This window comes from Methylophaga thalassica MP (assembly GCF_000214595.1).
In the GTDB taxonomy this organism is placed as follows: domain Bacteria; phylum Pseudomonadota; class Gammaproteobacteria; order Nitrosococcales; family Methylophagaceae; genus Methylophaga; species Methylophaga thalassica.
Genome location: NZ_AFIG01000001.1, coordinates 1497291 through 1521285, shown reverse-complemented (window position 1 = coordinate 1521285; position 23995 = coordinate 1497291). Strand labels below are relative to the sequence as shown.

Genomic DNA, 23995 nt, shown 5'->3' with positions numbered 1-23995 from the left:
AAGATTGAACATGATGCGACGAAGAGTGAGACATATCTGAACGCATTTCTGCTTTGTCTGCGTGCGCTGACCATGATGACAATGTCATCATCAGTGTCATGCAAAGCAGTAGCAAATGTGTCGTTAATGTTTTCACTAGTTTATTCAGTCGCGTTTTGTTTTTCTTTAAATTCTGCTTTTATGGTTTCCAGTGCAGGTGGGACGGCGTCACAAGCTTCAATGTTACCAGTACACTGACTACATTCATATGCTTTCCAGCCAGCAGCAATATATTCTTCTTTATGCGGACTGGGTAAGCGGTTGGCAATGCCTATTGTGGACTTGGCCCGTGTAGAAATATAGCCATACTCACCTTTACAAAAACGGAGTTGATCCGGATTTTTTTTGAGATCATATTTTTGATGAATTTCGATACCTACTTCACGTAAATAATGAAGCTCAGCATATAATTTTTGTAAACTGTCTCCGCTATATTGAGAGCTGATGTTGCCAGCAAATACAGCAGGGCATAAAAATAATAACGACAAGAGGCGAAAGGTTCTCAATGGTTTACTCCTCAGTATTCAATTAACTTTTGGCAGTTTTGAATACGATTAAGTTCAATCGTTTATATGGTATATGAAAAATGCATTCAGTAGGGAGGACAAGTTCATGGTGTTTTATGAATTAGGGATTTCCAGCCTAGGTTGTCTACTGGTGGCTAGAAATAACAGAGCTATATGCTTTGTTGCATTGGCTGATGACCCCGACCTTTTGGTTGAGCATCTCCAAGAAAAATATCCACATGCAAAACAACAGCAAAATGATACTTTACTAACCAGCTATTTAATCCGGATATTAAACTATATCGAGTCACCAAAAGGTGAGTTAGATTTACCGATTGAAATGGAAGGAACGACGTTTCAAAAATCAGTATGGATGACCTTACAGCAAGTTCCTGTTGGGCAAACCAGAACCTATACCGAGCTGGCAAACATGCTGGGAAAACCCTCGGCTGTGAGAGCTGTCGCCAATGCTTGTGCCGCAAATTCATTGGCTTTGCTGGTACCTTGTCATCGGATTGTTAATAAAAACGGCACGCTGTCAGGCTATCGATGGGGTGTAGAACGTAAACAAATTTTATTGGGTCGTGAAAAGGCCTTGTTGACAGTTTGATCTTGTCTTTTTTTGTCTGCTTTACAGGGTTTGTCAAGCTTTTATTCGATAGCAGTGGTTAAATATTGACCACCATTTAAAGCTCGTCAGAAAAGAGTCACTTACAGATTTACCAGAAACTTATCCACATGCTTATCCACTGAAATTGTGGGTAATGTGTATAAATTATTCGAGATAATTATCTTCGTATCATTCATAAAGCTTTTGTCTTTTCTCTCATCATCCGAAAACTGGCTCTTGGTTAAAATTTAACCATGTCATAAAGCTTGTCATAAAAGAGTCACTTACAGCTTTACCAGAAACTTATCCACATGCTTATCCACCGTTTTTGTGAGTAAAGTGAATAAAACTTTAGATTGACGATGAGATTTATGAATTTTATAGATGTAGGTATATCAACAATCTTCACGCTTTTTTTGCAATGGTTAAAAATTAACCATCATGTAAAGTTTGTCGTAAAAGAATCACTTACAGATTTACCAGAAAGTTATCCACATTGTTTTCCACAGAAACTGTGAGTAAGTGCGAAACGCCTGAATAAAGGGGGATAATTCATTTAAGAACAACAAAATGCAGGAAAATATCTATATAATCCATGTGGATTTTGTCATGAGCGTGGGTGTTGGCTTGCTAAATGTTAAACACAGTTTTTTATTAATCGGATTGTTATTGACGTTACCATTTCGATGTGAGGCCTTAGATACGGGTATTGAGGGCTTGTCTGTGAATGGTTACGGCACATTAGGCCTCATCTACAATGACAGCGATAATATTCTCTATCGCAACTCCATCGAACAAGAGGGCAGTGGGCATGGATTTGATTCAGCAACCGAGTCTAACCTTGGCCTGCAAATTGATTACATTTTCAACCAGCAGTTAAATTTCACCACACAATTTGTTTTTATAGACAGACCTGAGCAGTCATTTAACAACACCCTTAAATCAGCCTTTTTTACCTATCATTTTGATAATCGTTTTGAAATTGGGTTGGGTCGTTTACCGAATGATGTCTTTATGTCATCAGAATATAAAAATGTTGGTTTTGCTCGTTTATGGACACATTTACCCGTCGCGTTTTATGGCCAGCTAGCGGGTGAATCCTACGATGGCGCAAAATTAAGCCATCACCTCAGATTAGGAGATGGTGTGTTGACCTCGTCTGTATGGGCGGGTCGAAGCAACTTTCCTTATGACAGTAATGGTGAGGCAAAAAAGATAAAGTTTGAGCCGAACTTTGGGGCAGGGCTGCGCTGGGAAAATCAGACCTGGTTATTAAGACTTCTTTACTCACAAGCCAGAATTAATGACAAAGACGATCCTGCCGCTGCATTTGACGATGCGTTAATACAAGCATCCAAGTTTGGCTGGCCTGAAGCGGCTTCTATCGCGGGTTTTTCGATTAATGATACCTGGCTGAGATACGTTACCGCGGGACTCAGCTATGATAAAGACGACTGGCTTGTTCAAAGTGAATTGAGCGTCGTTAAGGCAGAAACAAGTACGCATGATAAATATGCTTCAGCTTATTTGAGTGTGGGGCATCGGTTTGGTGCTGTGACACCCTATTTTATTGTCAGTAAATTTACCACGCTGGGTAGTCGAGAAACCATACCACCTGCACCTGCATTCATTACATCATATCAACGATTACAATCAATCGCTCAGGCTGCGTCAAATGGCATTTATGCTGACCAAAGTACGCTTGGTATCGGCGCTCGTTGGGATGTTTCGCAAACGGTTTCATTAAAAGCGCAATGGGATCGTACTTGGGTTGAGAAGTATGGCGACTTTATCTTTGAACAAAAAAACCAAATAGATAAACAGCATATTTTTAACGTATTCAGTCTGACCGTGGATTTTATATTCTGATGAAGACGATATTAGTATTAGCAATATTGTGTTTATCGCTGGTGCCATCCTTAGCGGCCTCAGGAGAGATTGCTGTGGTCGCAAATAAAAATAATCCACTAGCCGCGCTGAGTAAGCAGCAGATTGTTGATATTTTTATGGGGCGGACAAAATTTTATTCGACCGGACAGAGAATAGTGTTACTAGATCAGGAGATTGCGTCTCCAGCGAGAAGAGATTTTTATCAAAATCTGGTTAATAAAACACTCAATGAAATCAATTCCTACCGCGCCCGACTCTTATTTTCTGGTCGATTTGCTTTACCTAAAGAAGTCAGTGATGATGAGATGATAAAGTGGTTAGAAAAAGATTCTAATGCAATCGGCTATATTGAGGCTGATAAGGTGAATGACTCATTAAAAGTCCTGGGTTATGTTGACTAAGCTTCGCACAAGTATTGCCACTCGATTAGCATTCATATTGATCCTGGCTGGTGTTGTGTCTGCGTTATCAACAGGATATTTGTTTTACAGTTATACCTATTCAAAAGAGTTTGCTCAAAGTCAGAAAAATATCCGACAACTCGCTCATGCTGTATCCCATACAGCTGCAATCGCTGCTTATTTAGATGATCTGACACTGGCTAAAGAAGTCGTTGAGGGGATTGCAGGCAGTGATTTAGTCAAAGCTGTGGAGTTAAAGTCAACTCAGGAATCGCTAGCTTTACGTGGTACCGTACCTGATGACGCTGAGACAATGAAGTTTGATTTGGAATCTCCTTTTTCAAGCGGTGAAATGGTTGGTAAATTAAACCTTGTGCCGAATGTCGCTTTGATTAAGTCGGATGCGAGAAAGGCCGCTATCAATCACGTTATATTAATTTCTGTTCAGACGTTTGTTTTGATCACACTTATTATTTTCTTATTGAATACACAGTTGATAACTGAAATAAAACGGCTTGCCAGTCGTTTGCATGGTATTCGGATTGGTAGTGAAGAGCGAATTATTCCAACTCAGTCTCACCAATACGATGAAATTGGTTTATTAACTCACGATATAAATGAGTTATTAAATTCGGTCGAGGAGAATATTAATCTTGAAAGAACGCTTCGACTTGAAGTGGAAGAGTTAGAAAACCGATTCAGAGATATTTTCGAACAGTCCAGTCACGGTATCGCCATTGTCGATATTGATGGCAAAATGAGGCTACATAACCCGTCTTTCAAACAGATTATTGGTGATGAATGTTTTCAGAAGATTTCAAAGCAAGACTCCCTTTCCTTTTTTGCACTATTTGATGAAGAAAAAAGTCGCTTGGAATCAGCTGCCGCTGAAGTTTTATCGAGTGGTGAGTCACGAGCAGTTGATATAAAAGTTGAGGAGGGGTCACAAACGAGGTGGTTATACTGCCTTATTTCGGTCATGACAGACGATGATAAGACGTCGTCTTTTGAAATTGTCTTGCAAGATATTTCAGAGCGTCGCAATCGGGAAGAAAAGTTAAAGGGGCAGGCTGAAGTCGATGCCTTAACCAATTTGTATAATCGCGGTGCAGGTGAGAATAAAATTGAACAACTTATCTCATCTTCGGACTCTAAGCGGTTTTCATATGGCCTGTTTATGATTGATTTGGATGGGTTTAAACCTGTTAATGATCAATTTGGCCATGAAGCAGGAGACAGAGTGCTTATAGCGGTTGCAAATCGATTATTAGGTTCAATTCGTGCTGAAGATATTGCGATACGTTGGGGAGGCGATGAATTTGTTGTTTTTGCCAGATTAACCACGGATTTATCAGAAGCGAGCAGTATTGCAGAAAAACTGTTAAATATATTACAGCAACCAATAGAATGTCAGTCTGATATGAGTGTGACTATCAGTGCTAGCATTGGTATCGCGCTCTATCCATTCAATGCTGATAATATTGAGACATTACTCAAGTACGCTGATCTTGCGATGTATGAAGTCAAATCACACAACAAAAACAGTTATAACTTTTTCAAACAACCCACATTCAAGACGTCAGAGACACAAAGTGTGATCACCGGATTTTAGAATGCCCGGTGAATAACACCGGGCATTTTCTATTGTATTACTGTATTGGTAAATAGACTAACTTACTGCCTTTCATATCCGGCACCATCAGGTACTGACCATCTGCTGAGAGACTAATGTCAGCAGCAGAGACAAAGTCATCACTGAGTAATTGTGGTGTTGCTTTAGGTTCAACTAATTGCCACACCTTACCATTTTGCCAATCACTCACATACAGATAGCCTTTGCTGTCTCTGACCAGACCATCAGCACCACCAAAGCCTTTGTTCAGTGCTTCAGTTTTACCCGAGCTGATATTCGCACGATACAAGTCACCTGTGCCAAAGTCAGCAACTAACAGCGTGTCATTACCGTCCATCAGCAACCCATTAGGACGTTTAATAGCCGATTTATCATCCAAAATTTCGCTCACTTTACCTGCTTGAGTAATTTGATAAATGCCGGCATTTTCTCCATCATCAGTGCCGCTATCAGAGACATATAAGGTACCGTTACCATCAATTTCCATATCATTCAGAAAGACAGGTTTTCCGGGAAAATCCTTGGCTTTGGCGATAACTGTGATATCACCTTTCATATCTACTTTAACGACATGATCGACATCAGCGATATACAGTTCGTTATTCCATAAATCGATGCCTTTGGGATCATTTAAGCCTGTAGCCAGCGTTGTTTTTTGTCCGGACTTATCGATAACCGTGACTTTACCGTCACCGGCTTTACCAAACTCACCAATTTCAGTGACAAATACACGACCATCTGGTGCTGCAATGGCTGATTCAGGCATCTGCAGATCAGTGATTGTTTTGCTATTTGATTGAGACGTGGCATCAGTTGAAGATGCGTTGTCATCGCCATAACTAACACGGTAAATCACATCGTTATAATCATCAGAAATCAGTAAGGAACCATCGGCAAGTTGTAATACATCGGTCGGACGTCCCCAGGCCTCACCATTCTGCAACCAACCATCGATAAAGACTTCATGACCTGTCACCTGATGATTATCATCAAATGTGACACGCATTAACTGGTAACCCACAGGACTCGTTCTATTCCATGAACCATGCTGAGCAATAATGGCATCGCCTTTGTAGTCAGCTGGAAACATATCACCTGTATAGAATTTGAGACCCAGACTTGCGGTATGTGCCTGGAATTCCTGGACAGGGAACGTGACGTCTTGTGGTGCTTGTTTGTCTTTCCAGTCAGGATGTTGCGCTTTGCCACCCGCATAATAAGGGAAACCAAAGTGCATACCGGCTTTAGGTGCGGCATTGAGTTCACCCGGTGGATTATCATCACCCATCATATCGACGTTATTATCAGTGAAATACAGGGTGCCAGTGTCGGGCTGGAAGTCCATACCCACTGAGTTTCTGATACCTTTGGCATATATTTCAGCATCACTGCCATCGGCATTCATGCGAATAATGCTGGCTTCAATACCCTGAGGATTACAGATATTACAGGGGGCACCTACGGTGACATAAAGCTTGTTATCAGGGCCAAAAGCAATATAGCGCCAGCCATGGTGTGCTTTATCCGGTAGCTTATCGTAAATAACCTCACGCATTTGTTTAAATGGTAAGTTGAGATCGAAACCCGGAGCGGGGTAAATGGCAATACGGTTTTGCTCAGCAACATAAAGGTTGCCTTGATGCACCGCTACACCATTACCGACTTTTAAATCATCAAGAATCTTCACCACTTTATCGGCTTTACGATCTTTGTTTTTATCGACTACCGCAAAGACATTATTACCGCGTGTGCCAACAAATACTGTGCCTGTTGACTGGCCTAAGGCCATTTGACGCGCACCTTCGACTTCGGCATAAACATTAATATGAAAGCCTTCTGGCAGCTTGAGCTTGTGTAGATTTTCTTCCGCATCGGCTCGGTCAGCAAATGCAGCCTGTCCCATCAGTCCTAACGAACCGGCTAGCATAAGCTGTGTTATTGTCTTAAGTGTCATACATCCTCCTTTAGTATGTATTTTCCTGCTGTGCAGCGTATCGATTATTGAATCACAGAGAATCGATACGCTGCTTGAGTGGTATCAGGACACGATACGTCACTGATACTCATGGTGCTTGCCTAATAAAACGGGGTTTGTGCTGGTTTCTACATATCGTTATTTTTCAGTGAGAAAGGGATAATCGATATAACCATGTTCATCACCACCATAAAAGCTATCGCTGTCAGGTGTATTCAATGGGGCGCGAGTAGAGAAACGTTCAACTAAATCCGGGTTGGCAATGAATAACTTACCGAAGGATATACAGTCAGCATCGCCACTTTGAATCGCTACATTGGCGGTATCGAAATTATATTCACTGTTTGTCATATACGTTCCCTGATACCACTCACGACATAGGCCTAAGTCAAACTCGGGGCCCGCAGCGCCTGGATTTTCAGCGCCCATTTCAGTGATATGTAAATACGCCAGGTTAAACTTGTTTAGCGCCTTGATAAGGTACTCAAAGGTTTTTTCGGGCTGACTGTCTTTCATATCATTAAAAGGTTGCAACGGAGACAAACGAATACCAACACGGTCTGAACCCCAGATTTTGCAAACTTCATCAACGACTTCTAGGGTCAGACGGGCGCGGTTTTCAATACTGCCACCATATTCATCCGTTCGCTGATTACTGCCATCACGTAAAAATTGGTCAAGCAGATAGCCATTGGCAGAATGCACTTCGACACCATCAAAGCCTGCCGTTAAGGCGTTATAAGCGGCGGTTCTGAAATCATCGATTGTCTGCTTGATTTCATCCTTTGTCATTTCCTGTGGTGTTTCATAAGGTTTTATACCCTCGTAGGTATACACTTCACCAGCAGGTTTAATGGCTGATGGGGCTTGTGGTTTCATACCACCGGGCAACATAGATGAATGTGAGACTCGACCACAGTGCCATATTTGCAAGACAATCTTGCCACCTTCTGCATGGACTGCCTTGGTGACTTTTTTCCAGCCTTCAATCTGGGCTTTGCTGTATATGCCTGGTGTATTCGGATAACCAATACCTTGAGCCGAGATTAATGTGGCTTCAGTGATAATTAGCCCCGCCGAAGCTCGCTGACGGTAATACTCAACATTCATATCTGTGGGGGCTAAACCTTCACCTGCACGGTTACGCGTAAGCGGTGCCATTATCACGCGGTTTTTCAAGCTGATGGAACCCAGTTCAATAGGTGATAAAAGCGACTGAGTTTGTTGATTCATTGCTGTCATAGTGCATCCCTAAGTTCAAAGTGTAATAACAATTTTGCCTAACTGATTATTGGCTTCCAGATAGCTATGGGCCGCGACAATATCGTCAAATTCAAATGTTTTAGCGATAACCGGGCTTAGCTGCGAATGCTTCAACCAGTCAAAGATTTTTTCTTTAGCTTTGTTTAAACGTTCTGGGGCGCTGGTGAATTCAAATAGCGTGTACCCCCGAATTGTGAGCCCTTTCTGTAATGCGGGGAACAGCGGATAAGGGGTGGGGTCAGCACTTAATGCGCCATATTGAAAGATCATCGCTAATGGTGCGCAGGCTTCAGCTAAGGTGTTTAACATCGGGCCGGCAACAGGATCGAAAACGATATTGACACCACGGCCTTCAGTGATCGCCATCACCGCATCTACCACATCATCTTGTTCACTGATAATCACGTGTTTAGCCCCTAACTGATGGAGTTGTTCTACCTTTTCAGCTGTTCGGGTCATCGCAATAGGTGTGGCACCAATCAGGTTACATAATTGTATGGCAGCAATGCCGACACTACTGGACGCGGCTGGGATTAATACATAATCACTGGCTTGCATTTTGGCAATATCAATCAAGGCACCATACGCTGTTAAATATTGCATCCACACTGATGTCGCTTGCTGCCAGCTTAAATTCTCCGGGTGATGAGTGACAGCGGTAACTGGCATATTGGTGACTTCTGCATAAGCACCATATTGGTTCATTGAAAAGTTGGGAATGGTACTGACGGCATCACCAACTTTGATATGTTTGACGTTGTCACCGACGGCAGTAACGGTTCCTGAACATTCATAGCCTATACGGGCAGGGAGTTCAGGTGTTTCAAGATATTGGCCACGGCGGAACATTGCCTCAGCACGGTTAAGACCAATAGCATGGACTTGGATCTGTACTTCATCAGCAGAAGGGGCTGGGACGGTTTCATCAATAATTGATAAAACGGATGGTTCACCTACCTGAGAAAATTGAACTGTTTTTGTCATAAAGCGCTCCTTTATTTATAGGCTTGCTTGCAGAATTTGTTGGCTTTTTTTGAGGTCGATATCATTATGTTCGCCAAGCTGGGTCAGACCATGTTCAGCCAGTTGTTTGATCATCACTGGAATAGCATCAGCATTAATCTGGTAATCACTCAGATGTGTTTTCACACCCATTCGTTCAAAAAAATCGCGAGTTTTTGTGATCGCCATGTTTATTTTAGTGTCGTCAGTGCCTTCGTTGAGTCCCCAGACACGCTCGGCATACTGTAGTAATTTGGCGGATTTTTTCTCGCGTTGTTCCTGCAGTACTGTGGGCAATAAAATCGCCAATGTTTGTGCGTGATCCAGCCCATGTAGTGCGGTGATTTCATGACCGATCATGTGAGTTGCCCAATCCTGAGGAACTCCGGCACCAATCAAGCCGTTTAACGCTAATGTCGCTGTCCACATGAAATTGGCCTGCAGATCGTAATCATTAGGCGACTCAAGCAGCTTAGGACCAATCTCAATGAGTGTCTGCAATAATCCCTCTGCGAATCGATCCTGCACCATGGCATTAACCGGATAAGTCAGATATTGCTCCATGATGTGCGTGAAGGCATCCACTACACCATTCGCCAGTTGTCGTGGTGGCAAAGTATAGGCTTTGGTCGGATCTAAAATAGAAAATACTGGATAGACGAGCTTACTGCTGAATGCCAGTTTTTCTTGTGTTTCGTAACGTGTGATCACGGAGTTGGCATTCATTTCTGAGCCAGTAGCGGGGAGGGTAAGCACTGAACCAAACGGTAATGCCTGGCGAATATTTGTGGCGTGATTCACTAAGATTTCCTGCCATGGGTCACCATCACACTGCACAGCTGCAGCAACAAACTTGGTGCCATCTATGACAGAACCACCCCCAACAGCTAACAGATAATCCAACTTATTTTGACGAATCTGCTCAACCGCACGCATCAAGGTACTGTAACCAGGATTAGCTTCGATACCGCCAAACTCTTCTATATGACGATTACCAAGGGCAGTAATGACTTCGTCTAGGGTGCCGTTTTTTCGTGCACTTTGTCCACCAAACAACACTAAAACACGCGCATCTTTCGGCACAAGCTCATCGAGTTGTGCAACCTGACCTTCACCAAAAACAATACGTGTCGGATTATAAAAATTAAAATTATTCATTGCCGTACCACCTTAAAAATAGTTTATTAGACCAGTCGTCTTTATTTTGGATAAATAGAGCAGGTCACTCGTTATTGTCAGTCAAACCCAGTCTGTTTTGTGTCGCTTTCATAGCGATTTCAAGCGCAGCGGGTGTGTGATTGACTTTAGTCATCAGCGTCGCGCCTACCCATAGATAATAGATCTCTTGTGTGACTGTTTTAGCATCATAATTAGCATTGATTTCGCGTTTATCTATCGCTTCCTGAACACAAACGGAGAGTCGTTCAATGACCTGTTGCGTGCCTTGTTTAAGTGTTAACCGCATCGCTTCTGATAGATCTGTTACTTCACCACTTAACTTCACCACAAGGCATCGGTCCATGCTGGTGTCATCACATTGATTGGCTTTCCACTGCTCAAAGTAGGCGAGCAGACGTTCAACAGCAGGACGCTTATCCGTTTTTAACTGTTTATCCACGGTCGTTATATATTGAGCAAAATAATGCTCTAGCAGCGCGTTACCAAACTGTTCCTTGGATTCGAAATAGTGATAAAACGATCCCTTTGGCACATTAGCGGCTTTTAATATTTCATTCAGACCCACGGCAGAAAAGCCTTTCCCAAGGATAATCTGCTGTGCTGTCGTTAAGATCTGTTGTCTTGTGTCTGTAGTTCGTGTTTTATTTGTCTGTGTCATGGCTATTATCATTTCATATATTAGACCAGTCGTCTAGTTTGTGTTGAATTCAGATAAAAAGCGTTATTGGAAATATTGGAACAACGCTTGCTTTATCTTTGTCAGAGTTTGAAAGTATTGTAATTGACAGCATAAATTACCTATTCAGGTGCTTAGATACTTTCGTTTCATCAGAACATGCACTGTTTTGAGTCAATAAAAAACGCAAAGGAGCAAGATGGCTACCATCTGGCAACAAGCGATCAGTCATGCGCAGCAACTGCGTCGACACTTGCACAGTCAACCGGAGCTGGGTTGGCAAGAAGTGCAAACAGCTGAATTGATCCGCAAACAATTAGATTTACTGGGTATTCCCTGGGAGTCTTGTGCTGAGCTGGGCACTTTAGCAAGACTGAACCCTCACGGTGATAGCAAACCGCATATCGCACTGCGCGCTGACATGGATGCGCTGCCTATTACAGAAAAAACACAGCATAGTTGGGTATCTCAGAATACAGGTTGCATGCATGCCTGTGGTCATGATGGTCACACAGCAACATTACTGGCAACAGCCGCCTGGTTAAAGTCGGTAGAAGATAAATTACCAGGTCCAGTGACCTTACTGTTTCAGCCAGCAGAAGAGGGCGGCCATGGCGCCAAAAAGATGATCGATGACGGCGCTTTGCAGGGCATTGATGAAATTTATGGCTGGCATAACTGGCCTGCGATGTCTTTTGGCAAGCTTATTTGCCCAGATGACATCGTCATGTGTGGGAATGGTACGTTTAGTATTACTTTAACTGGTAAAGGTGGACATGCCAGTCAGCCTGAACTTTGTCGTGATCCTGTGTTGGCAGCCAGTGCCGTCACTATGGCACTTCAGCAGATTATTAGTCGTCATCTTTCACCGCAACAGGCAGCGGTGGTCAATGTCTCATCTATCGAAGCTCCGAGTGCGGCCACCGTGATCCCTGATAAGGCGGTATTAGGTGGAAGTATTCGCGTTCCTGACCAAAAAACGCGTGATCTGATCAATCGTTTAATTACCGAGATAAGCCAACAGACAGCTGCAAGTTATGGGGTGGACTGTGAGGTCAATATCTATCCCCGATATGAAGCCACTATCAATCATGCTCATCAGGCTTCGAATCTGCGTGCCCAGTGGCAGGCGGAGCATGGGCTGGCTGGAATGGATACAGACACCTTAGTGCCGATTATGGCATCTGAGGACTTCAGCTATTACCTGAATGAAATTCCTGGCGCATTTGCCTTGATTGGTGCGGATGATGGTCCTGATCATCAATCGGTATGTCACAGTCCTTTATATGACTTTAATGATCAACTAATTCCTTTAGTTACCCGTCTTTATGCGCGTTTGGTCGGTGCGCCTTTGCCTGAATAACTGACTACATCATTCGCTGTTATAGCAGTGGATATCACTAACCAGGAGGTAATGAATGAGTATATTTGAACAACGTGAGTCCGGTATCCGTGCGTATTGTCGTGTTTATCCTGTGGTTTTTGATAAAGCCAGTAATGCTAGGCAAACCGACGAAGAGGGGAATGAATATATCGATTTCTTTGCCGGTGCCGGTGTCTTGAATTTTGGTCACAATAATGAGCGGATGACTTCGGCTGTGGTGGACTATATTCAATCGGGCGGCGTGACTCACGCGCTGGATATGCAAACAACAGCAAAACGTGAGTTTATGGAGAAGTTCGAAAAGACGATTCTTAAACCACGGGGTATGACTCACAAAATGCAGTTTGTTGGGCCTACCGGCACCAATGCGGTGGAAGCAGCCATGAAGCTGGCAAGACGCGTAACTTCACGGCAGGAAATAGTCGCTTTTACTCGTGGCTTTCATGGCATGACATTGGGCTCTCTGGCCGCAACGGCAAATCGTTATTTTCGTGGTGCTGCCGGTGTTCCGTTAAATCACGTCTCACATTATCCCTTTGGCTGTGAAAAGACATGTCAAGGCTGTGAATCAGGCTGTGGCATGTCGGTGTTAGAACACTTGCGTTCGCTGTATCTGGATACATCGAGTGGTGTGACACCGCCTGCGGCATTTTTACTTGAAACGATTCAGGCGGAAGGTGGTGTCAATGTTGCCTCCAAAGAATGGCTTCAGGAGTTAGCAAAACTAGCTAGGGAAGTAGGTTCTCTGCTGATTATTGATGATATACAGGTTGGCATGGGCCGAACCGGGTCTTTCTTTAGTTTTGATGATATGGATATCGATCCTGACATCATTTGTATGGCGAAAGGACTTGGCGGCATGGGAACGCCGATGGCGATGAATCTCATAAAGCCAGAAGCGGATGAATATTGGGCACCGGGTGAGCATACTGGCACCTTCCGTGGTCAGAGCCTGTCTTTTGTTGCCGGTAAGGAAGCGCTGACCTATTTTGAAAATGACGATTTGATGGCTGAGGTCAAACAAAAAGCTGAGAAAATGAATCAGGCTCTGGCTCCGCTGGAAGAAAAATTCGAGCAGGTGCAGATACGTGGTAAAGGCATGATTATCGGTCTGGATGTGACGACGGGTGAACGTGCCAAAGCAATTGTTGATGAATGCTTCAAAGCCGGATTACTGATTGCCAGTTGTGGCACTGGCGGACGTGTAGTCAAGCTTATTCCTCCTTTAACCATACCTGAAGAGGACTTGCAGGCTGGTTTAGATGTTCTGGTACAGACCACATACAAAGTGATGGAGGAAACAGCATGAGACAACGTGATGATATGACCTTTCCCTTTGATGAATATGAACGTCGCCTGAGTGATTTACGCGTCAGAATTGCTCAACGCCACTTAGATGCCGTGGTGATTACTGATCCGGAAAATATTATGTATATGACGGATTATCAGACCACTGGGTATTCTTTCTTTCAAGCCTTAGTCGTGCCGTTAGAGCAGGAACCTTTTATGATTACCCGGGCGATGGAAGAGTCCAATATTATTGCCCGCACGTGGGTAGAACGGACCCGGCCTTATCCTGACACCGGAGATGCCATTCAAATGCTGGTAGATGCCCTGCGAGAGTTTGGTTTGTCAGACAAACGCATTGGCTATGAGCGTAACAGTTACTTCTTTCCTGCTTACCAACAGGACTTTATTCATACCACATTAACCGATGGCAAATTACTGGATTGTTTTGGCATTGTGGAGCAGGGGCGCATCAGAAAATCTGCAGCAGAGATTGAGTTAATGCATCGTGCCGCTAAAGCCACTGAGGCTGGCATGAAAGCTGGTTTGGAGGCGGCTAAAGCGGGTGTCACCGAAAATGATATTGGTGCGGCTATCAGTTCAGCCATGTTTAAAGCGGGAGGCGAACCACCGGCAGTCATGCCTTATGTCACATCGGGACCACGTACGATGATTGGTCATGCCACATGGGAAGGCCGCACAGTGAAGCCTGGAGAACATGTCTTTCTTGAAGTTGGTGGCTGTTATCGACGCTACCATACGGCGATGATGCGAACCGTGGTGCTGGGCGAATTATCGGACTCGATGTACAAAGCGCAGGAAATCATGAAAAAAGCGTTAAGTGCTGTACATGAAACTGTGCAGCCAGGCATGACCGTGTCTGATGTCGACAATATGGTACGTAATATTATTTCAGACAATGATATTGGTGCCCGTCTCATCACGCGTTCAGGTTATTCCATTGGCATTGCTTTTCCTCCAAGCTGGGATGAAGGTTATATCTGCAGTCTGAAGCAAGGGGAATCTGCCATTCTGGAAGAGGGAATGACCTTTCATATCATTCCATGGATGTGGGGTGTGGATGGCGATAAAACCTGTGGCATATCTGACACGATCTATGTGACCGAAGATGGCTGTAAATCCTTTTTTACCATGGATCGCGATTTCACCGTTAACCCTGAACAAGCTGATAAAACTTTAGTGGATATCAGTGAGGCACGTCAGGCTGAGACAAGCGATAAAGCAAAACCCAAAGCTAAACAATCGAAATGAGGTGGAGATGTTAACTGCAACGAATCCATATACTGGACAAGAGATTCTTAAGTACGAAGCGTTAAATGAACAAGGCGTTAATATCACGATAGCCAAAGCGGTCAATGCCTTTGACTCCTGGCACACTATGCCTATTCAGCAACGGGCAGAGATTTTAAAATCAGTCGCTGCTTCACTGCGTAAAAATAAGCCATTACTCAGTAAACTGATGGCAGAAGAAATGGGCAAGCCGGTAAAAGAAGGTGGGCCGGAAGTGGAAAAAGCAGCCTGGTGTGCAGAATATTACGCTGAACATGCTGAGGCGTATTTAAGTGATGAAAAACTGCCATCTGATGCATCTGAGAGCTATGTTTGTTATCAGCCACTTGGCACCTTGTTGGGCATCTTACCGTGGAATGCCCCTCTTTGGTTAGCTTTCCGCTATCTCGCTCCTGCCTTGATGGCCGGCAATACTTGTGTGATGAAACATGATCCGAATGTACCGGGCTGTGCACAGGCAATCGAGCAGGTATTTGAGGAAGCCGGTGCTCCAGTAGGGGTGATGGTGAATTTGCCGGTTGAGACACCCTTAGTAGAAAAAGCCATTCGTCATCCTGATATTGTGGCTATTTCGTTTACGGGATCGGCAGGAGCAGGGGCTAAAGTCGCTTCAATGGCAGCTTCTGAAATTAAACCCTCCGTGCTTGAACTTGGGGGAAGTGATCCTTTGATTGTGCTGGCGGATGCTGACTTGGATACCGCCGCAGACGTGGCGACTCTGTCGCGTATTATTAATGCTGGACAGTCCTGTATCGCTGCTAAGCGCATTATTATTGAAGCCCCTGTTTATGACGAGTTTATTGATAAATTAAAAACACGTTTGCAAAAATTAACCATGGGGGACCCTTTAGAAGAATCAACGGACATAGGGCCGATAGCACGTGCTGATTTAAGGGATAATTTGCATCGTCAAGTCACTGAAACCATTAATGCCGGTGCTAGTTGCCTATTAGGTGGTGAGATACCAGATGGGAATGGTTTTGCCTATCCGGTCACTTTTCTGGCGGATGTCACAGCGGATATGACGGCCTTCAGAGAAGAAACATTTGGTCCGGTCATGTGTGCCATTAAGGCGGAGTCCGCTGAACATGCCCTAGTGCTTGCGAATGACACGGAGTTCGGTCTTGGTGCGGGTATCTGGACTGATAACATTGAACTGGCGAAAGATCTTGCCATGAAGATTAATGCAGGACAGGTAGCCATAAATGGTATTGTGAAGACGGATCCTCGTTTACCGAGTGGTGGCATTAAGAAGTCTGGTTATGGGCGTGAGCTTGGGCCACATGGTATTAAAGAGTTTGTGAATACTAAACAAGTCTGGATTAAATAAAGCGTTTTTGGTGCTGGCGTTTAAATTTACGTCGGTACCATAAGCCGCCGCCAGCAACACTTAACACGGCGGTGAAGATACCGGTGATGAAGACAATAATACGACCCGTCAAATCAAAGGCCTCACCGCTGTGTAAAGGGAATAACCAGAAGGCGGTTTTTTGTCTGAGACTCATCGTGTCATAGCTTTGCTCGGCGAGTATCTGATTGGTTTGTGGGTTCAGCCACAAGACGAAACTTCCTGAGGTTTTTCGTGGGTCATTATCTGCATTTAAGCGGATTTCAACACTCGGGCTCTGACTGCTTGGTGGAATAATTCGTTGCCATTGTTTCTCTGGCCAATACTGTTTGGCACTGATGAGCCAATTATCAGGCTGAATAGGATGATTACTCAGCCAGTCTACGTCAGGCGAGGCTTTTGCTGGACGGTTGAGCAACCACTTTGTCTGATCCGGGAAGATCAAACTGATGCCAGTGATAATCAAGATAATAAACACGGGCAGTGAAATCAGCCCTAAAGCAATGTGGGTACGACGCAAACGTGCAATTGTTGAGCTTGATTTTTGTGTGCGAGCCAGTAACCAGTTCCAAGCTTTTTTACTACGGGGCCAGCCATAATAAACACCCACAATAACATTGACTAGCATCAGCATAGCCAGTAAACCTAATACTAACTCCATGTTGTCGCCTAGCAAAAACGTAAAGTGAAACAGGTAGATCATTGAGGTAAAGTAGCTTCCCCATTCCCGTACACTGACCACATCAGCCGTGTACGGATTAATCATGACTTCGATGGTTTTTCCATGAAGAGGGGATTGTGAATTCATCTCCACAAAAGCGGTGTACATGGCCTTATCATTGCGTGGGGTCCGTAGTGAATTGATATGGGCTACATCTGGCAAGGCATGTAAAGCTGCATACATCACTTCAGCAATGGAGGCGGGAGGGCCTGATATGCCGTCGTCTAGCACCAGCTGTGGATTTAACCATTCATCAATGGCGTGATCAAACACAATAATGGCGCCACTAACGCTTTGTAAAAATAGCGGAATAAATAAAATCAGACCACTGATTCGGTGAAACTCAATCCAGAATTTTCGCATGAAGAAGCTATGGTCTTTGTTTGATTGCAGTTAAGGATAAGTGAAACGACATCTGACTTGCCTTGGAGGCTAAGTCAGCATGTTAGTTCAGGTAAGAATGAATATCAAATAAGGTTTGTTATTATTTAGCTTGAGTGCTAACAGTGATTATTCATTCTCATGTGCGGTCTGCACATAAATACCTGTTTGATCCACTTCCACATTAAATGTAATGGGACGACAGCATACTTCACAGTCCTCGATATACTCTTGCGACTCGACAGAGCCATCAATAACCACCGAAATAATTTCACCACAGTAAGGGCATGACACAGTATGTTCTTGTAGCGCGTAGACCATTTTCTTCCTCCATCATCGTTTAGTTGAATGACTGAGATTCAGTGTAGGAGTTCCAGTTTAGGTCGTTGCGTTTGCTGAGTAGGTAAACAAATGACGTTTATCACCTAAGCCCACACCTGTGGCAATGATCTGAAACCCCAGATTTTTATAGAACTTGAGTAAGGCAGGATAATGATCGACCGCATCTAATTGCACTGTTTTATCCTGAACTTGCTCAAGGCAAAACTTTAGCAGCTGTTTGCCATAGCCTGTTCTCTGCATGTCAGGTGAAACGGCTAGTTGAGTAATATAGATCTCTGCGTCCGGAGCTTCTGGCCAACAGTCATCATAATAGCTGGCTTTTTCTGTGCCCATAGCAATACAGCCCAGAATCTGTTCATCTTTTTCCAGCACATAGACCTGCTTTGTTAACAGGTTCTGTTTAACTGCCTCATTGTCATAAACGCCAAGCCAGTGTGACATCCCTTGTTGCTGCATATCGATAGCACAGCGGATGAGTAAATCAGTGATATTGCTGATGTCTTTTTGCTCAGCTTTTCTGATGTGAGGTGAATTCATAATAAACTCGTGATAATACTGCCAGCCAGGCACCATAAAACAATCACAACGGGCGATAAACGAAAAACATTTAATAAAATAAAGCCCGTTAAAGCGATAATGATATCGGCATAGGAATTAATAACATGTTGCCATATTGGTTGATAGAGTGCAGCTGCCAATAAACCAACCATAGCTGCATTGATACCTAACAGCGACTTTTGTATGACGGCGTTATTTTGTAGAGACTGCCAGAAAGGCAGCACTGCCAGAATTAATAAAAACCCTGGCAGAAATAATGTGCACAAGGAAACAATAGCGCCAGTGACACCACCACTTTCTCCCGGCAACAATGCTCCGAGATATGCCGAAATAGTAAACAATGGACCGGGTACAGCTTGTGCAGCACCGTAGCCTGCTAGAAATTGTTCTGATGAAATCAAACCGGTAAAAACAATTTTGTTTTCTAATAATGGCAGTACCACATGGCCGCCGCCGAAAACAGTGGCACCTGCCTGATAAAAAATAGTAATAAAATGAAATAACGGCTGGTCAATATTCAAGAAGGGTATAAAAAACAGCATAAGAAACAAGGTGAAAAAGAGACTAGCCGTTTTTTTTCCGTAGGGTAGGTTTAGTGAAAACGTTTGACTTGTTGTATTGGGTTGAAGCAGATATAAACCGGCGATAGCACCGAATCCCATGACAATGAACTGGCTAAAACTGAAAGGCATCAGCAATAAAAATAGCAGGCTGAGACCGGCTATGATTCTTCTATTTAAATCTGGACAAAGTTGACGTGACATTTTCCAGACGGCGTCGGCCACAACTGGAAGCGCCACAAGTTGCAAACCATGTAATACGGTATCTTTTAGTGGCGATGCTATTGCAACGACATACGTTGCAAACAGAATCAACGCTAATGCTGAGGGTAAAGTAAATGCGATAAAGGCATTGATAGCGCCTAATATGCCACCACGATACAGACCAATGGCAAACCCCAACTGACTACTCGCTGGCCCAGGTAACGTTTGACTGACAGCAAGCAGTTGGGTGAAGTCTTCATCAGACAGCCAGCGCCTATTTTCAACAAAAGCCTGTCGAAAATAAGCGATATGCGCTACCGGGCCACCAAATGCCGTCAATCCAAGTGTGAAAAACGCTTTAAAAATATCCGTATGAAGTTGAAGCTTCACATATAGGCCTTTAAGTATGTTGACGATATAGTCGTCTTTCTCTGACTATTGAATGACTGGGTTTCTCTCTGCACTATCTTGCTTAATGGCTGTCCATACTTTTTCATGCATATAGAAAGCAACAGTATTGATTGCGGGTTCAATTAACGCCATTGTGCCGCCAACTAATACGCTACCCGTCATTACATAACCAACGGTAAATGCAACGCTGAAATGGACAACCGCAAAGCTTAACGTTTTAGTCATGATCATTCTCCTGTTTAGTTGCGAATGATTATCATTAACCTATGCAGCTTTGTACAACAACTTAGTTAAATGACATTGATTGGAAAAGTCGATAATTTAACCATCGTTTTTCTCTATCATTTTCATGGAAATAAACTGTTTCACATTTCTTATACAATCATTATGATGTAATTATATTTAATCGATATGAACGAATCAGCGTTCATAGTGACTATATATGTCCACTAAATAATAAGGAGGCTCATTAATGAGTACCATTGATATCGGTATCAATAAGCAGGATAGACAAGATATTGCTGAAGGTTTAAAAAACCTGTTGGCAGATTCATACACTCTTTATTTACAAACACATAACTTCCACTGGAATGTCACTGGACCACAATTTCGTGAATTACATCTGATGTTCGAAGAACAATACACAGAACTTGCTGTAGCCGTGGATGACATTGCTGAGCGGATCCGTACGTTGGATGTTGCCGCGCCAGGCACCTATAAATCGTTCGCTGAACTGAGTTCAATTAAAGAAGTGGAAGGCGTGCCAGAAGCAAAAGAAATGGTCGGTCTTTTGACTCATGGTCATGAGCAGGTTGTTAAAACTTGCCGTAAAGTATTAAAGCTTGCCCAAGAAGCAGATGATGAATCTTCTGCATCGCTGGTGTCTGACCGCATGCGTGTTCATGAAAAAACAGCATGGATGTTACGTGCACTTAAAGCCTAGTTGTATTCAAGATTATAAAAAGGGAGCGAAAGCTCCCTTTTTTATTTCTGCTTAGTGATAAGTTGCTTTAACTCTTCTATTTGATCAGATAAGTCTTGAATAGTCGTTTCACCGGCATGCTCTCTTTGCCACTGTTCGGCGTTCTCTTTTTCCATCACGTTGACCACGATGCCGATAAGCATATTCAGAAAAGCAAAGGCGTTTAGGAAGATAAAACTGATATAGAAAATCCAACTTAATGGATAGACTGTCATCGTTTCGTACATCACATCTGTCCAGTCCTCAAATGTCATGATACGGAACAGCGTCAGCATCGAAATAGCAATATCTCCCCATAAGGTTTTATTGACGCTGGCGAAAAAAGTGGTTCCTACAGCCGCATAAATATAAACAATGATAAACATCAGAAGGGCGACATACCCTAATTGTGGCAGAGCACGTAGCAAGGAGTTCAGTAGCGTCCGTAATTCGGGTATCACAGATACCATCCGTAACACGCGAAATATTCGGATTAAGCGACCAACCAGAGCCAGCTCACTGTCCTCTATCGGGATAAGGCTGACAACGACGATAATGGTGTCAAAAATATTCCAACCACTTTTAAAAAACGCGATTTTCCTGGTTTCGGCAAAAAAGCGAATACTAATCTCAATAAGAAAAAACACGGTGATAGCGTAATCCAACCAGACAATCATAGTCAGAAGGTTGGACGGGATATTATAGGTTTTTGCCCCGATCATTAGCGCTGAAAAAAGGATGACAGCGACAACAATCGATTCAAATAATTTATTTTGTTTTATGTTAAGAAAAACAGCCGCAAAACGATTTGTCTTTTGGGTAAGAGATGAGGCCATTTTTTCTCCTGTTTAATGATATATCTTGGCTTGCTGCGGAATAATAGCGACTGCAAAAATTTATGCAAGTCAGAACATTATCTGAGTAAGGGATATATGGTATTGTCAATTTTTGCCATTAAAGGAGAGCGGTTATGACGACATTACGTGATATCGTTGGAATAGGGCATCAGGCTTCAGCACTAAGTGAATCTGCGTTAATCCTTATTGATTGCCAGAATACCTACAGGGAAGGTGTGATGAAGTTAGATAACGTTGAAGCGGCTCTGCAAAACGTTAAAAAATTACTTGAATTGGCCCGTGAGCATGGTATCCCCGTTTTCCATATACAACATGATGGGGGCAAAGGCTCGCCATATGACTTAAATAGTCGGCTCGGCGCCATTGCAGATGAAGTCGCTCCCATCGATGGTGAATATGTCATCGTAAAAAGTTTTCCTAATTCCTTTATCCAGACATCTTTAGACGAAGCGCTCAGGAAACGTGGTATTGAGAATATTATCCTTGCCGGTTTTATGACACATATGTGTGTCAACTCAACCGCGCATGGTGGGTTTAATCGTGGATATCATGTGACGATTGTTGCAGAAGCAACAGCGACTAGGGCCTTATGCATGAATAATGGCAAGAAACTATCTGCTGAACAAGTTCAAGAGGTCACTTTGGCAGCTACTGAGGATTTATATGCCGTTGTTGTTGATCGCGTAGATGACATACCGATAGATGCGATTCGCTAGTGTATATGTTGAATAGCAATTATCTTGCTTTTGGTGGTTGTCCAGACCAGTCCTGGGGAACACGCTGAATTTCACTGATATCGTAGCCAACTTGTTTAATCAGACTGAGCATGTGCTGGTAGTCAGATTCAGGAATGGTTGGTGTGCGGGCCATGATCCATACATAATCACGCTTATTACGAGCGATAATTGTTTGTGAATAATCTTCAGTCAGATACATGATTCGGTAATCGGCTTTTATTGGCCAGATGAACTGCATCCCCCATATAGCATTGGTTCTCTTGTCGGTGATAAATCCTGTTGGATGATACGTTTTTAACTCACCATCATAACTATCTTCATGAAACGTAAACGTCGTTTGAATACTGCCATCTGGCTTTAGCTCATAGGACTCGATGGCATTGTGCGCACCTTTTTCAATATAAGTGGGAATGTTAGCGATAACATACCAATCTCCCATAAACCGATCTATATCGACATAAGAAACAGGTTGTATAGGCGAATGATTAGTCTGACACCCGCTTAAAAATATCGCCATGACAATTATTCCTGGAAGACCAAAACGTTGCATATCACTCACCTTGACTTTTACAGTCTATGATTAATTGTGTATCGTGAATTTGCTGTGAAGCACGTATTTGAATCACGTGCACTGTTTAAGTGCGATTTGTCGCCAAGAACGGACCTCAAAAAGAGGTAGTGTATTTGTTGTACTGCCAGTATTTCTGACATGGAATAGTCGTTATAGAGCCGTTACGATGCGTATATCTGCTGATAGCATTTCCTTTGCTAGCGCGATACATTGATGGCTGAGAAATTGCTTCTCGATGATGTTTAATGAACACTTTGATCAAGGAAACTGGGATGAATGTAAGAATGTTTTTGGGGACGGTGTAATGCAGCTGACTTCACATTCAGATTATGCCTTAAGGCTACTAATATATCTGGCGATTCATGCGCCTGATAAGCCTGCGACGGTTAAAGATGCTTCTGAGCGTTATGGCATTTCTACCAACCATTTGGCGAAGGTAGCTCAGCGTCTTGTTCAGGAAAAAATCATCAATAGTCAGCGTGGTCGTGGCGGTGGTTTATCATTAGCAATGCCAGCCGAACAAATTAACATTGGTTATCTGATTCGAAAAATAGAAAATCCAGAATTGTTGGAGTGTTTTGGTAAGAATTGTTCCTGTCCGATTGAATCTGTATGCATGTTGTTTAGTGCTTTAAGGAAAGCTCAGCAAGCTTTTTTTAATGTTCTGGATGAATACACACTCGCTGATGTGGTTAAAAACAAACATAAATTACAGCAAAGCTTATCCCTGGCTAAGGCTGTATAAGATTAGACATCGCTTTATTCGGTCGGATAGGTGTATTGTCAACGGGTTGGTTAATACCATTCGACTAAACCTGAATTATGGTTGAGTAGGCTATGTCACACGTTAATACTATTGGGATGATTCTATATCTCTGCCTGGCCGTTTTCGGTGGGTTTTTATCCGGGCTGTTCAGTCATTATGTTTATCTTGCTGCCCGACGGGAATTACCCGTTTGGGCTTCATTGTTATCCAGTGTTGTTTTTTATGTTCCGCCAGTATGGGCTGTTTTGAGCCTGTTTAAAGATGATGACCTGGATGTTTTCTATATATTACTTATTGTTTGTTTTGCTCTAGGGGTCAAGCATCACAAGAAGATAGCCGGACAGAAACAAGAGGATGAACGTGAATATCCTTTTGATCTAGACTAAAAAATGGAAATTCTGTTACTGCTTCAATATCATTAA

Annotated in this window: 25 protein-coding genes; 12 read left to right on the top strand and 13 right to left on the bottom strand. The window is 43.2% G+C overall.

Annotated features, from left to right (window positions below):
• Positions 1-140: 140 nt before the first annotated feature.
• Complete coding sequence (locus tag MAMP_RS07180) at positions 141-545, bottom strand: hypothetical protein (RefSeq protein ID WP_007145354.1); 405 nt, start codon at positions 543-545, stop codon at positions 141-143.
• A 106-nt stretch (positions 546-651) separates the two neighbouring features.
• On the opposite strand from MAMP_RS07180, the gene MAMP_RS07175 reads away from it, so the two are divergent.
• The 4 genes from MAMP_RS07175 (at position 652) to MAMP_RS07160 (ending at position 5058) form a co-directional block, all read left to right on the top strand.
• Positions 652-1155: a methylated-DNA--[protein]-cysteine S-methyltransferase gene (locus MAMP_RS07175; protein ID WP_007145353.1), complete on the top strand. Its 504-nt coding sequence runs from the start codon at positions 652-654 to the stop codon at positions 1153-1155.
• 609 nt (positions 1156-1764) lie between these two features.
• Positions 1765-3024 (top strand): hypothetical protein, encoded by a 1260-nt coding sequence (locus MAMP_RS07170; RefSeq protein ID WP_007145351.1) that lies wholly within the window; start codon positions 1765-1767, stop codon positions 3022-3024.
• Positions 3024-3446 (top strand): type 2 periplasmic-binding domain-containing protein, encoded by a 423-nt coding sequence (locus MAMP_RS07165; RefSeq protein WP_007145350.1) that lies wholly within the window; start codon positions 3024-3026, stop codon positions 3444-3446. Before MAMP_RS07170 ends, MAMP_RS07165 begins: the two co-directional genes overlap by 1 nt.
• Positions 3436-5058, top strand: a complete 1623-nt coding sequence (locus tag MAMP_RS07160; protein ID WP_040576232.1) for a sensor domain-containing diguanylate cyclase — start codon at positions 3436-3438, stop codon at positions 5056-5058. Before MAMP_RS07165 ends, MAMP_RS07160 begins: the two co-directional genes overlap by 11 nt.
• 37 nt (positions 5059-5095) lie before the next feature.
• Here MAMP_RS07160 and MAMP_RS07155 read toward each other — a convergent pair whose 3' ends face one another.
• From MAMP_RS07155 to MAMP_RS07135, 5 genes are all read right to left on the bottom strand, one after another.
• On the bottom strand, positions 5096-7033 hold the full coding sequence (locus tag MAMP_RS07155; protein ID WP_007145348.1) for a PQQ-dependent sugar dehydrogenase: 1938 nt from the start codon (positions 7031-7033) through the stop codon (positions 5096-5098).
• 159 nt (positions 7034-7192) lie between these two features.
• Entirely contained in the window at positions 7193-8296 is a 1104-nt protein-coding gene (locus tag MAMP_RS07150; RefSeq protein ID WP_007145347.1) for an alkene reductase, read from the bottom strand.
• A gap of 15 nt (positions 8297-8311) precedes the next feature.
• Positions 8312-9301, bottom strand: coding sequence for a zinc-dependent alcohol dehydrogenase family protein (locus MAMP_RS07145; protein WP_007145346.1), 990 nt, complete (start codon positions 9299-9301; stop codon positions 8312-8314).
• Between the two features lie 15 nt (positions 9302-9316).
• On the bottom strand, positions 9317-10477 hold the full coding sequence (locus MAMP_RS07140) for an iron-containing alcohol dehydrogenase (RefSeq protein ID WP_007145345.1): 1161 nt from the start codon (positions 10475-10477) through the stop codon (positions 9317-9319).
• Positions 10478-10541: 64 nt separating this feature from the next.
• Positions 10542-11156: a TetR/AcrR family transcriptional regulator gene (locus MAMP_RS07135; protein ID WP_007145344.1), complete on the bottom strand. Its 615-nt coding sequence runs from the start codon at positions 11154-11156 to the stop codon at positions 10542-10544.
• 217 nt (positions 11157-11373) lie between these two features.
• On the opposite strand from MAMP_RS07135, the gene doeB2 reads away from it, so the two are divergent.
• From doeB2 to MAMP_RS07115, 4 genes are read left to right on the top strand one after another with little or no spacing between them, the layout of a single operon-like run.
• Positions 11374-12537 carry a N(2)-acetyl-L-2,4-diaminobutanoate deacetylase DoeB2 gene (doeB2, locus tag MAMP_RS07130; protein ID WP_007145343.1) on the top strand — a complete coding sequence of 388 codons (1164 nt, stop codon included), beginning with the start codon at positions 11374-11376 and terminating at the stop codon, positions 12535-12537.
• Positions 12538-12592: 55 nt separating this feature from the next.
• Positions 12593-13867 carry an aspartate aminotransferase family protein gene (locus tag MAMP_RS07125; RefSeq protein ID WP_007145342.1) on the top strand — a complete coding sequence of 425 codons (1275 nt, stop codon included), beginning with the start codon at positions 12593-12595 and terminating at the stop codon, positions 13865-13867.
• On the top strand, positions 13864-15117 hold the full coding sequence (gene doeA / locus MAMP_RS07120; RefSeq protein WP_007145341.1) for an ectoine hydrolase: 1254 nt from the start codon (positions 13864-13866) through the stop codon (positions 15115-15117). Before MAMP_RS07125 ends, doeA begins: the two co-directional genes overlap by 4 nt.
• A gap of 7 nt (positions 15118-15124) precedes the next feature.
• Positions 15125-16486 carry an NAD-dependent succinate-semialdehyde dehydrogenase gene (locus MAMP_RS07115; protein ID WP_007145340.1) on the top strand — a complete coding sequence of 454 codons (1362 nt, stop codon included), beginning with the start codon at positions 15125-15127 and terminating at the stop codon, positions 16484-16486.
• Here the strand turns inward: MAMP_RS07115 and MAMP_RS07110 are convergent.
• The 5 genes from MAMP_RS07110 to MAMP_RS07090 form a co-directional block, all read right to left on the bottom strand.
• Positions 16479-17588, bottom strand: coding sequence for a PepSY-associated TM helix domain-containing protein (locus MAMP_RS07110; RefSeq protein WP_007145339.1), 1110 nt, complete (start codon positions 17586-17588; stop codon positions 16479-16481). The two genes, MAMP_RS07115 and MAMP_RS07110, sit on opposite strands and share 8 nt — an antisense overlap.
• Before the next feature lie 147 nt (positions 17589-17735).
• Complete coding sequence (locus MAMP_RS07105; RefSeq protein WP_007145338.1) at positions 17736-17927, bottom strand: CPXCG motif-containing cysteine-rich protein; 192 nt, start codon at positions 17925-17927, stop codon at positions 17736-17738.
• Between the two features lie 57 nt (positions 17928-17984).
• Positions 17985-18485 carry a GNAT family N-acetyltransferase gene (locus MAMP_RS07100; RefSeq protein WP_007145337.1) on the bottom strand — a complete coding sequence of 167 codons (501 nt, stop codon included), beginning with the start codon at positions 18483-18485 and terminating at the stop codon, positions 17985-17987.
• On the bottom strand, positions 18482-19660 hold the full coding sequence (gene chrA / locus MAMP_RS07095) for a chromate efflux transporter (protein ID WP_007145336.1): 1179 nt from the start codon (positions 19658-19660) through the stop codon (positions 18482-18484). The genes MAMP_RS07100 and chrA overlap by 4 nt, the downstream gene beginning before the upstream one ends.
• A 45-nt stretch (positions 19661-19705) precedes the next feature.
• The gene (locus MAMP_RS07090; protein WP_007145335.1) at positions 19706-19906 is read right to left on the bottom strand and encodes a DUF2061 domain-containing protein; all 201 of its coding nucleotides are present in this window, start codon (positions 19904-19906) and stop codon (positions 19706-19708) included.
• Between the two features lie 247 nt (positions 19907-20153).
• On the opposite strand from MAMP_RS07090, the gene MAMP_RS07085 reads away from it, so the two are divergent.
• Positions 20154-20624, top strand: a complete 471-nt coding sequence (locus tag MAMP_RS07085) for a Dps family protein (RefSeq protein ID WP_007145334.1) — start codon at positions 20154-20156, stop codon at positions 20622-20624.
• 41 nt (positions 20625-20665) lie between these two features.
• On the opposite strand, the gene MAMP_RS07080 is transcribed toward MAMP_RS07085, so the two are convergent.
• Positions 20666-21478 carry an ion transporter gene (locus tag MAMP_RS07080; RefSeq protein ID WP_007145333.1) on the bottom strand — a complete coding sequence of 271 codons (813 nt, stop codon included), beginning with the start codon at positions 21476-21478 and terminating at the stop codon, positions 20666-20668.
• Between the two features lie 134 nt (positions 21479-21612).
• Here MAMP_RS07080 and MAMP_RS07075 point away from each other — a divergent pair, with 134 nt between their 5' ends.
• The gene (locus MAMP_RS07075) at positions 21613-22215 is read left to right on the top strand and encodes a cysteine hydrolase family protein (protein ID WP_007145332.1); all 603 of its coding nucleotides are present in this window, start codon (positions 21613-21615) and stop codon (positions 22213-22215) included.
• Between the two features lie 19 nt (positions 22216-22234).
• On the opposite strand, the gene MAMP_RS07070 is transcribed toward MAMP_RS07075, so the two are convergent.
• The gene (locus tag MAMP_RS07070; RefSeq protein ID WP_007145331.1) at positions 22235-22786 is read right to left on the bottom strand and encodes a lipocalin family protein; all 552 of its coding nucleotides are present in this window, start codon (positions 22784-22786) and stop codon (positions 22235-22237) included.
• A 325-nt stretch (positions 22787-23111) separates the two neighbouring features.
• On the opposite strand from MAMP_RS07070, the gene MAMP_RS07065 reads away from it, so the two are divergent.
• Both MAMP_RS07065 and MAMP_RS07060 read left to right on the top strand, forming a co-directional pair.
• A complete protein-coding gene (locus MAMP_RS07065; protein WP_007145330.1) occupies positions 23112-23552 on the top strand; it encodes an RrF2 family transcriptional regulator in 441 nt (146 codons plus the stop codon).
• Positions 23553-23644: 92 nt separating this feature from the next.
• The gene (locus MAMP_RS07060; protein WP_007145329.1) at positions 23645-23959 is read left to right on the top strand and encodes a hypothetical protein; all 315 of its coding nucleotides are present in this window, start codon (positions 23645-23647) and stop codon (positions 23957-23959) included.
• The last annotated feature ends 36 nt before the right edge of the window (positions 23960-23995 follow it).

What these genes read in the sequence shown, in the direction of transcription:
- doeA (WP_007145341.1), top strand. Translation starts at nt 13,864, where the DNA reads ATGAGACAACGTGATGATATGACCTTTCCCTTTGATGAATATGAACGT.
- MAMP_RS07140 (WP_007145345.1), bottom strand. Translation starts at nt 10,477, where the DNA reads ATGAATAATTTTAATTTTTATAATCCGACACGTATTGTTTTTGGTGAA.
- MAMP_RS07125 (WP_007145342.1), top strand. Translation starts at nt 12,593, where the DNA reads ATGAGTATATTTGAACAACGTGAGTCCGGTATCCGTGCGTATTGTCGT.
- MAMP_RS07160 (WP_040576232.1), top strand. Translation starts at nt 3,436, where the DNA reads ATGTTGACTAAGCTTCGCACAAGTATTGCCACTCGATTAGCATTCATA.
- MAMP_RS07105 (WP_007145338.1), bottom strand. Translation starts at nt 17,927, where the DNA reads ATGGTCTACGCGCTACAAGAACATACTGTGTCATGCCCTTACTGTGGT.
- MAMP_RS07115 (WP_007145340.1), top strand. Translation starts at nt 15,125, where the DNA reads ATGTTAACTGCAACGAATCCATATACTGGACAAGAGATTCTTAAGTAC.
- MAMP_RS07170 (WP_007145351.1), top strand. Translation starts at nt 1,765, where the DNA reads ATGAGCGTGGGTGTTGGCTTGCTAAATGTTAAACACAGTTTTTTATTA.
- MAMP_RS07085 (WP_007145334.1), top strand. Translation starts at nt 20,154, where the DNA reads ATGAGTACCATTGATATCGGTATCAATAAGCAGGATAGACAAGATATT.
- MAMP_RS07065 (WP_007145330.1), top strand. Translation starts at nt 23,112, where the DNA reads ATGCAGCTGACTTCACATTCAGATTATGCCTTAAGGCTACTAATATAT.
- MAMP_RS07070 (WP_007145331.1), bottom strand. Translation starts at nt 22,786, where the DNA reads ATGCAACGTTTTGGTCTTCCAGGAATAATTGTCATGGCGATATTTTTA.
- MAMP_RS07110 (WP_007145339.1), bottom strand. Translation starts at nt 17,588, where the DNA reads ATGCGAAAATTCTGGATTGAGTTTCACCGAATCAGTGGTCTGATTTTA.
- doeB2 (WP_007145343.1), top strand. Translation starts at nt 11,374, where the DNA reads ATGGCTACCATCTGGCAACAAGCGATCAGTCATGCGCAGCAACTGCGT.
- MAMP_RS07080 (WP_007145333.1), bottom strand. Translation starts at nt 21,478, where the DNA reads ATGGCCTCATCTCTTACCCAAAAGACAAATCGTTTTGCGGCTGTTTTT.
- MAMP_RS07075 (WP_007145332.1), top strand. Translation starts at nt 21,613, where the DNA reads ATGACGACATTACGTGATATCGTTGGAATAGGGCATCAGGCTTCAGCA.
- MAMP_RS07150 (WP_007145347.1), bottom strand. Translation starts at nt 8,296, where the DNA reads ATGACAGCAATGAATCAACAAACTCAGTCGCTTTTATCACCTATTGAA.
- MAMP_RS07135 (WP_007145344.1), bottom strand. Translation starts at nt 11,156, where the DNA reads ATGACACAGACAAATAAAACACGAACTACAGACACAAGACAACAGATC.
- MAMP_RS07155 (WP_007145348.1), bottom strand. Translation starts at nt 7,033, where the DNA reads ATGACACTTAAGACAATAACACAGCTTATGCTAGCCGGTTCGTTAGGA.
- MAMP_RS07090 (WP_007145335.1), bottom strand. Translation starts at nt 19,906, where the DNA reads ATGACTAAAACGTTAAGCTTTGCGGTTGTCCATTTCAGCGTTGCATTT.
- MAMP_RS07060 (WP_007145329.1), top strand. Translation starts at nt 23,645, where the DNA reads ATGTCACACGTTAATACTATTGGGATGATTCTATATCTCTGCCTGGCC.
- MAMP_RS07175 (WP_007145353.1), top strand. Translation starts at nt 652, where the DNA reads ATGGTGTTTTATGAATTAGGGATTTCCAGCCTAGGTTGTCTACTGGTG.
- MAMP_RS07145 (WP_007145346.1), bottom strand. Translation starts at nt 9,301, where the DNA reads ATGACAAAAACAGTTCAATTTTCTCAGGTAGGTGAACCATCCGTTTTA.
- MAMP_RS07165 (WP_007145350.1), top strand. Translation starts at nt 3,024, where the DNA reads ATGAAGACGATATTAGTATTAGCAATATTGTGTTTATCGCTGGTGCCA.
- MAMP_RS07100 (WP_007145337.1), bottom strand. Translation starts at nt 18,485, where the DNA reads ATGAATTCACCTCACATCAGAAAAGCTGAGCAAAAAGACATCAGCAAT.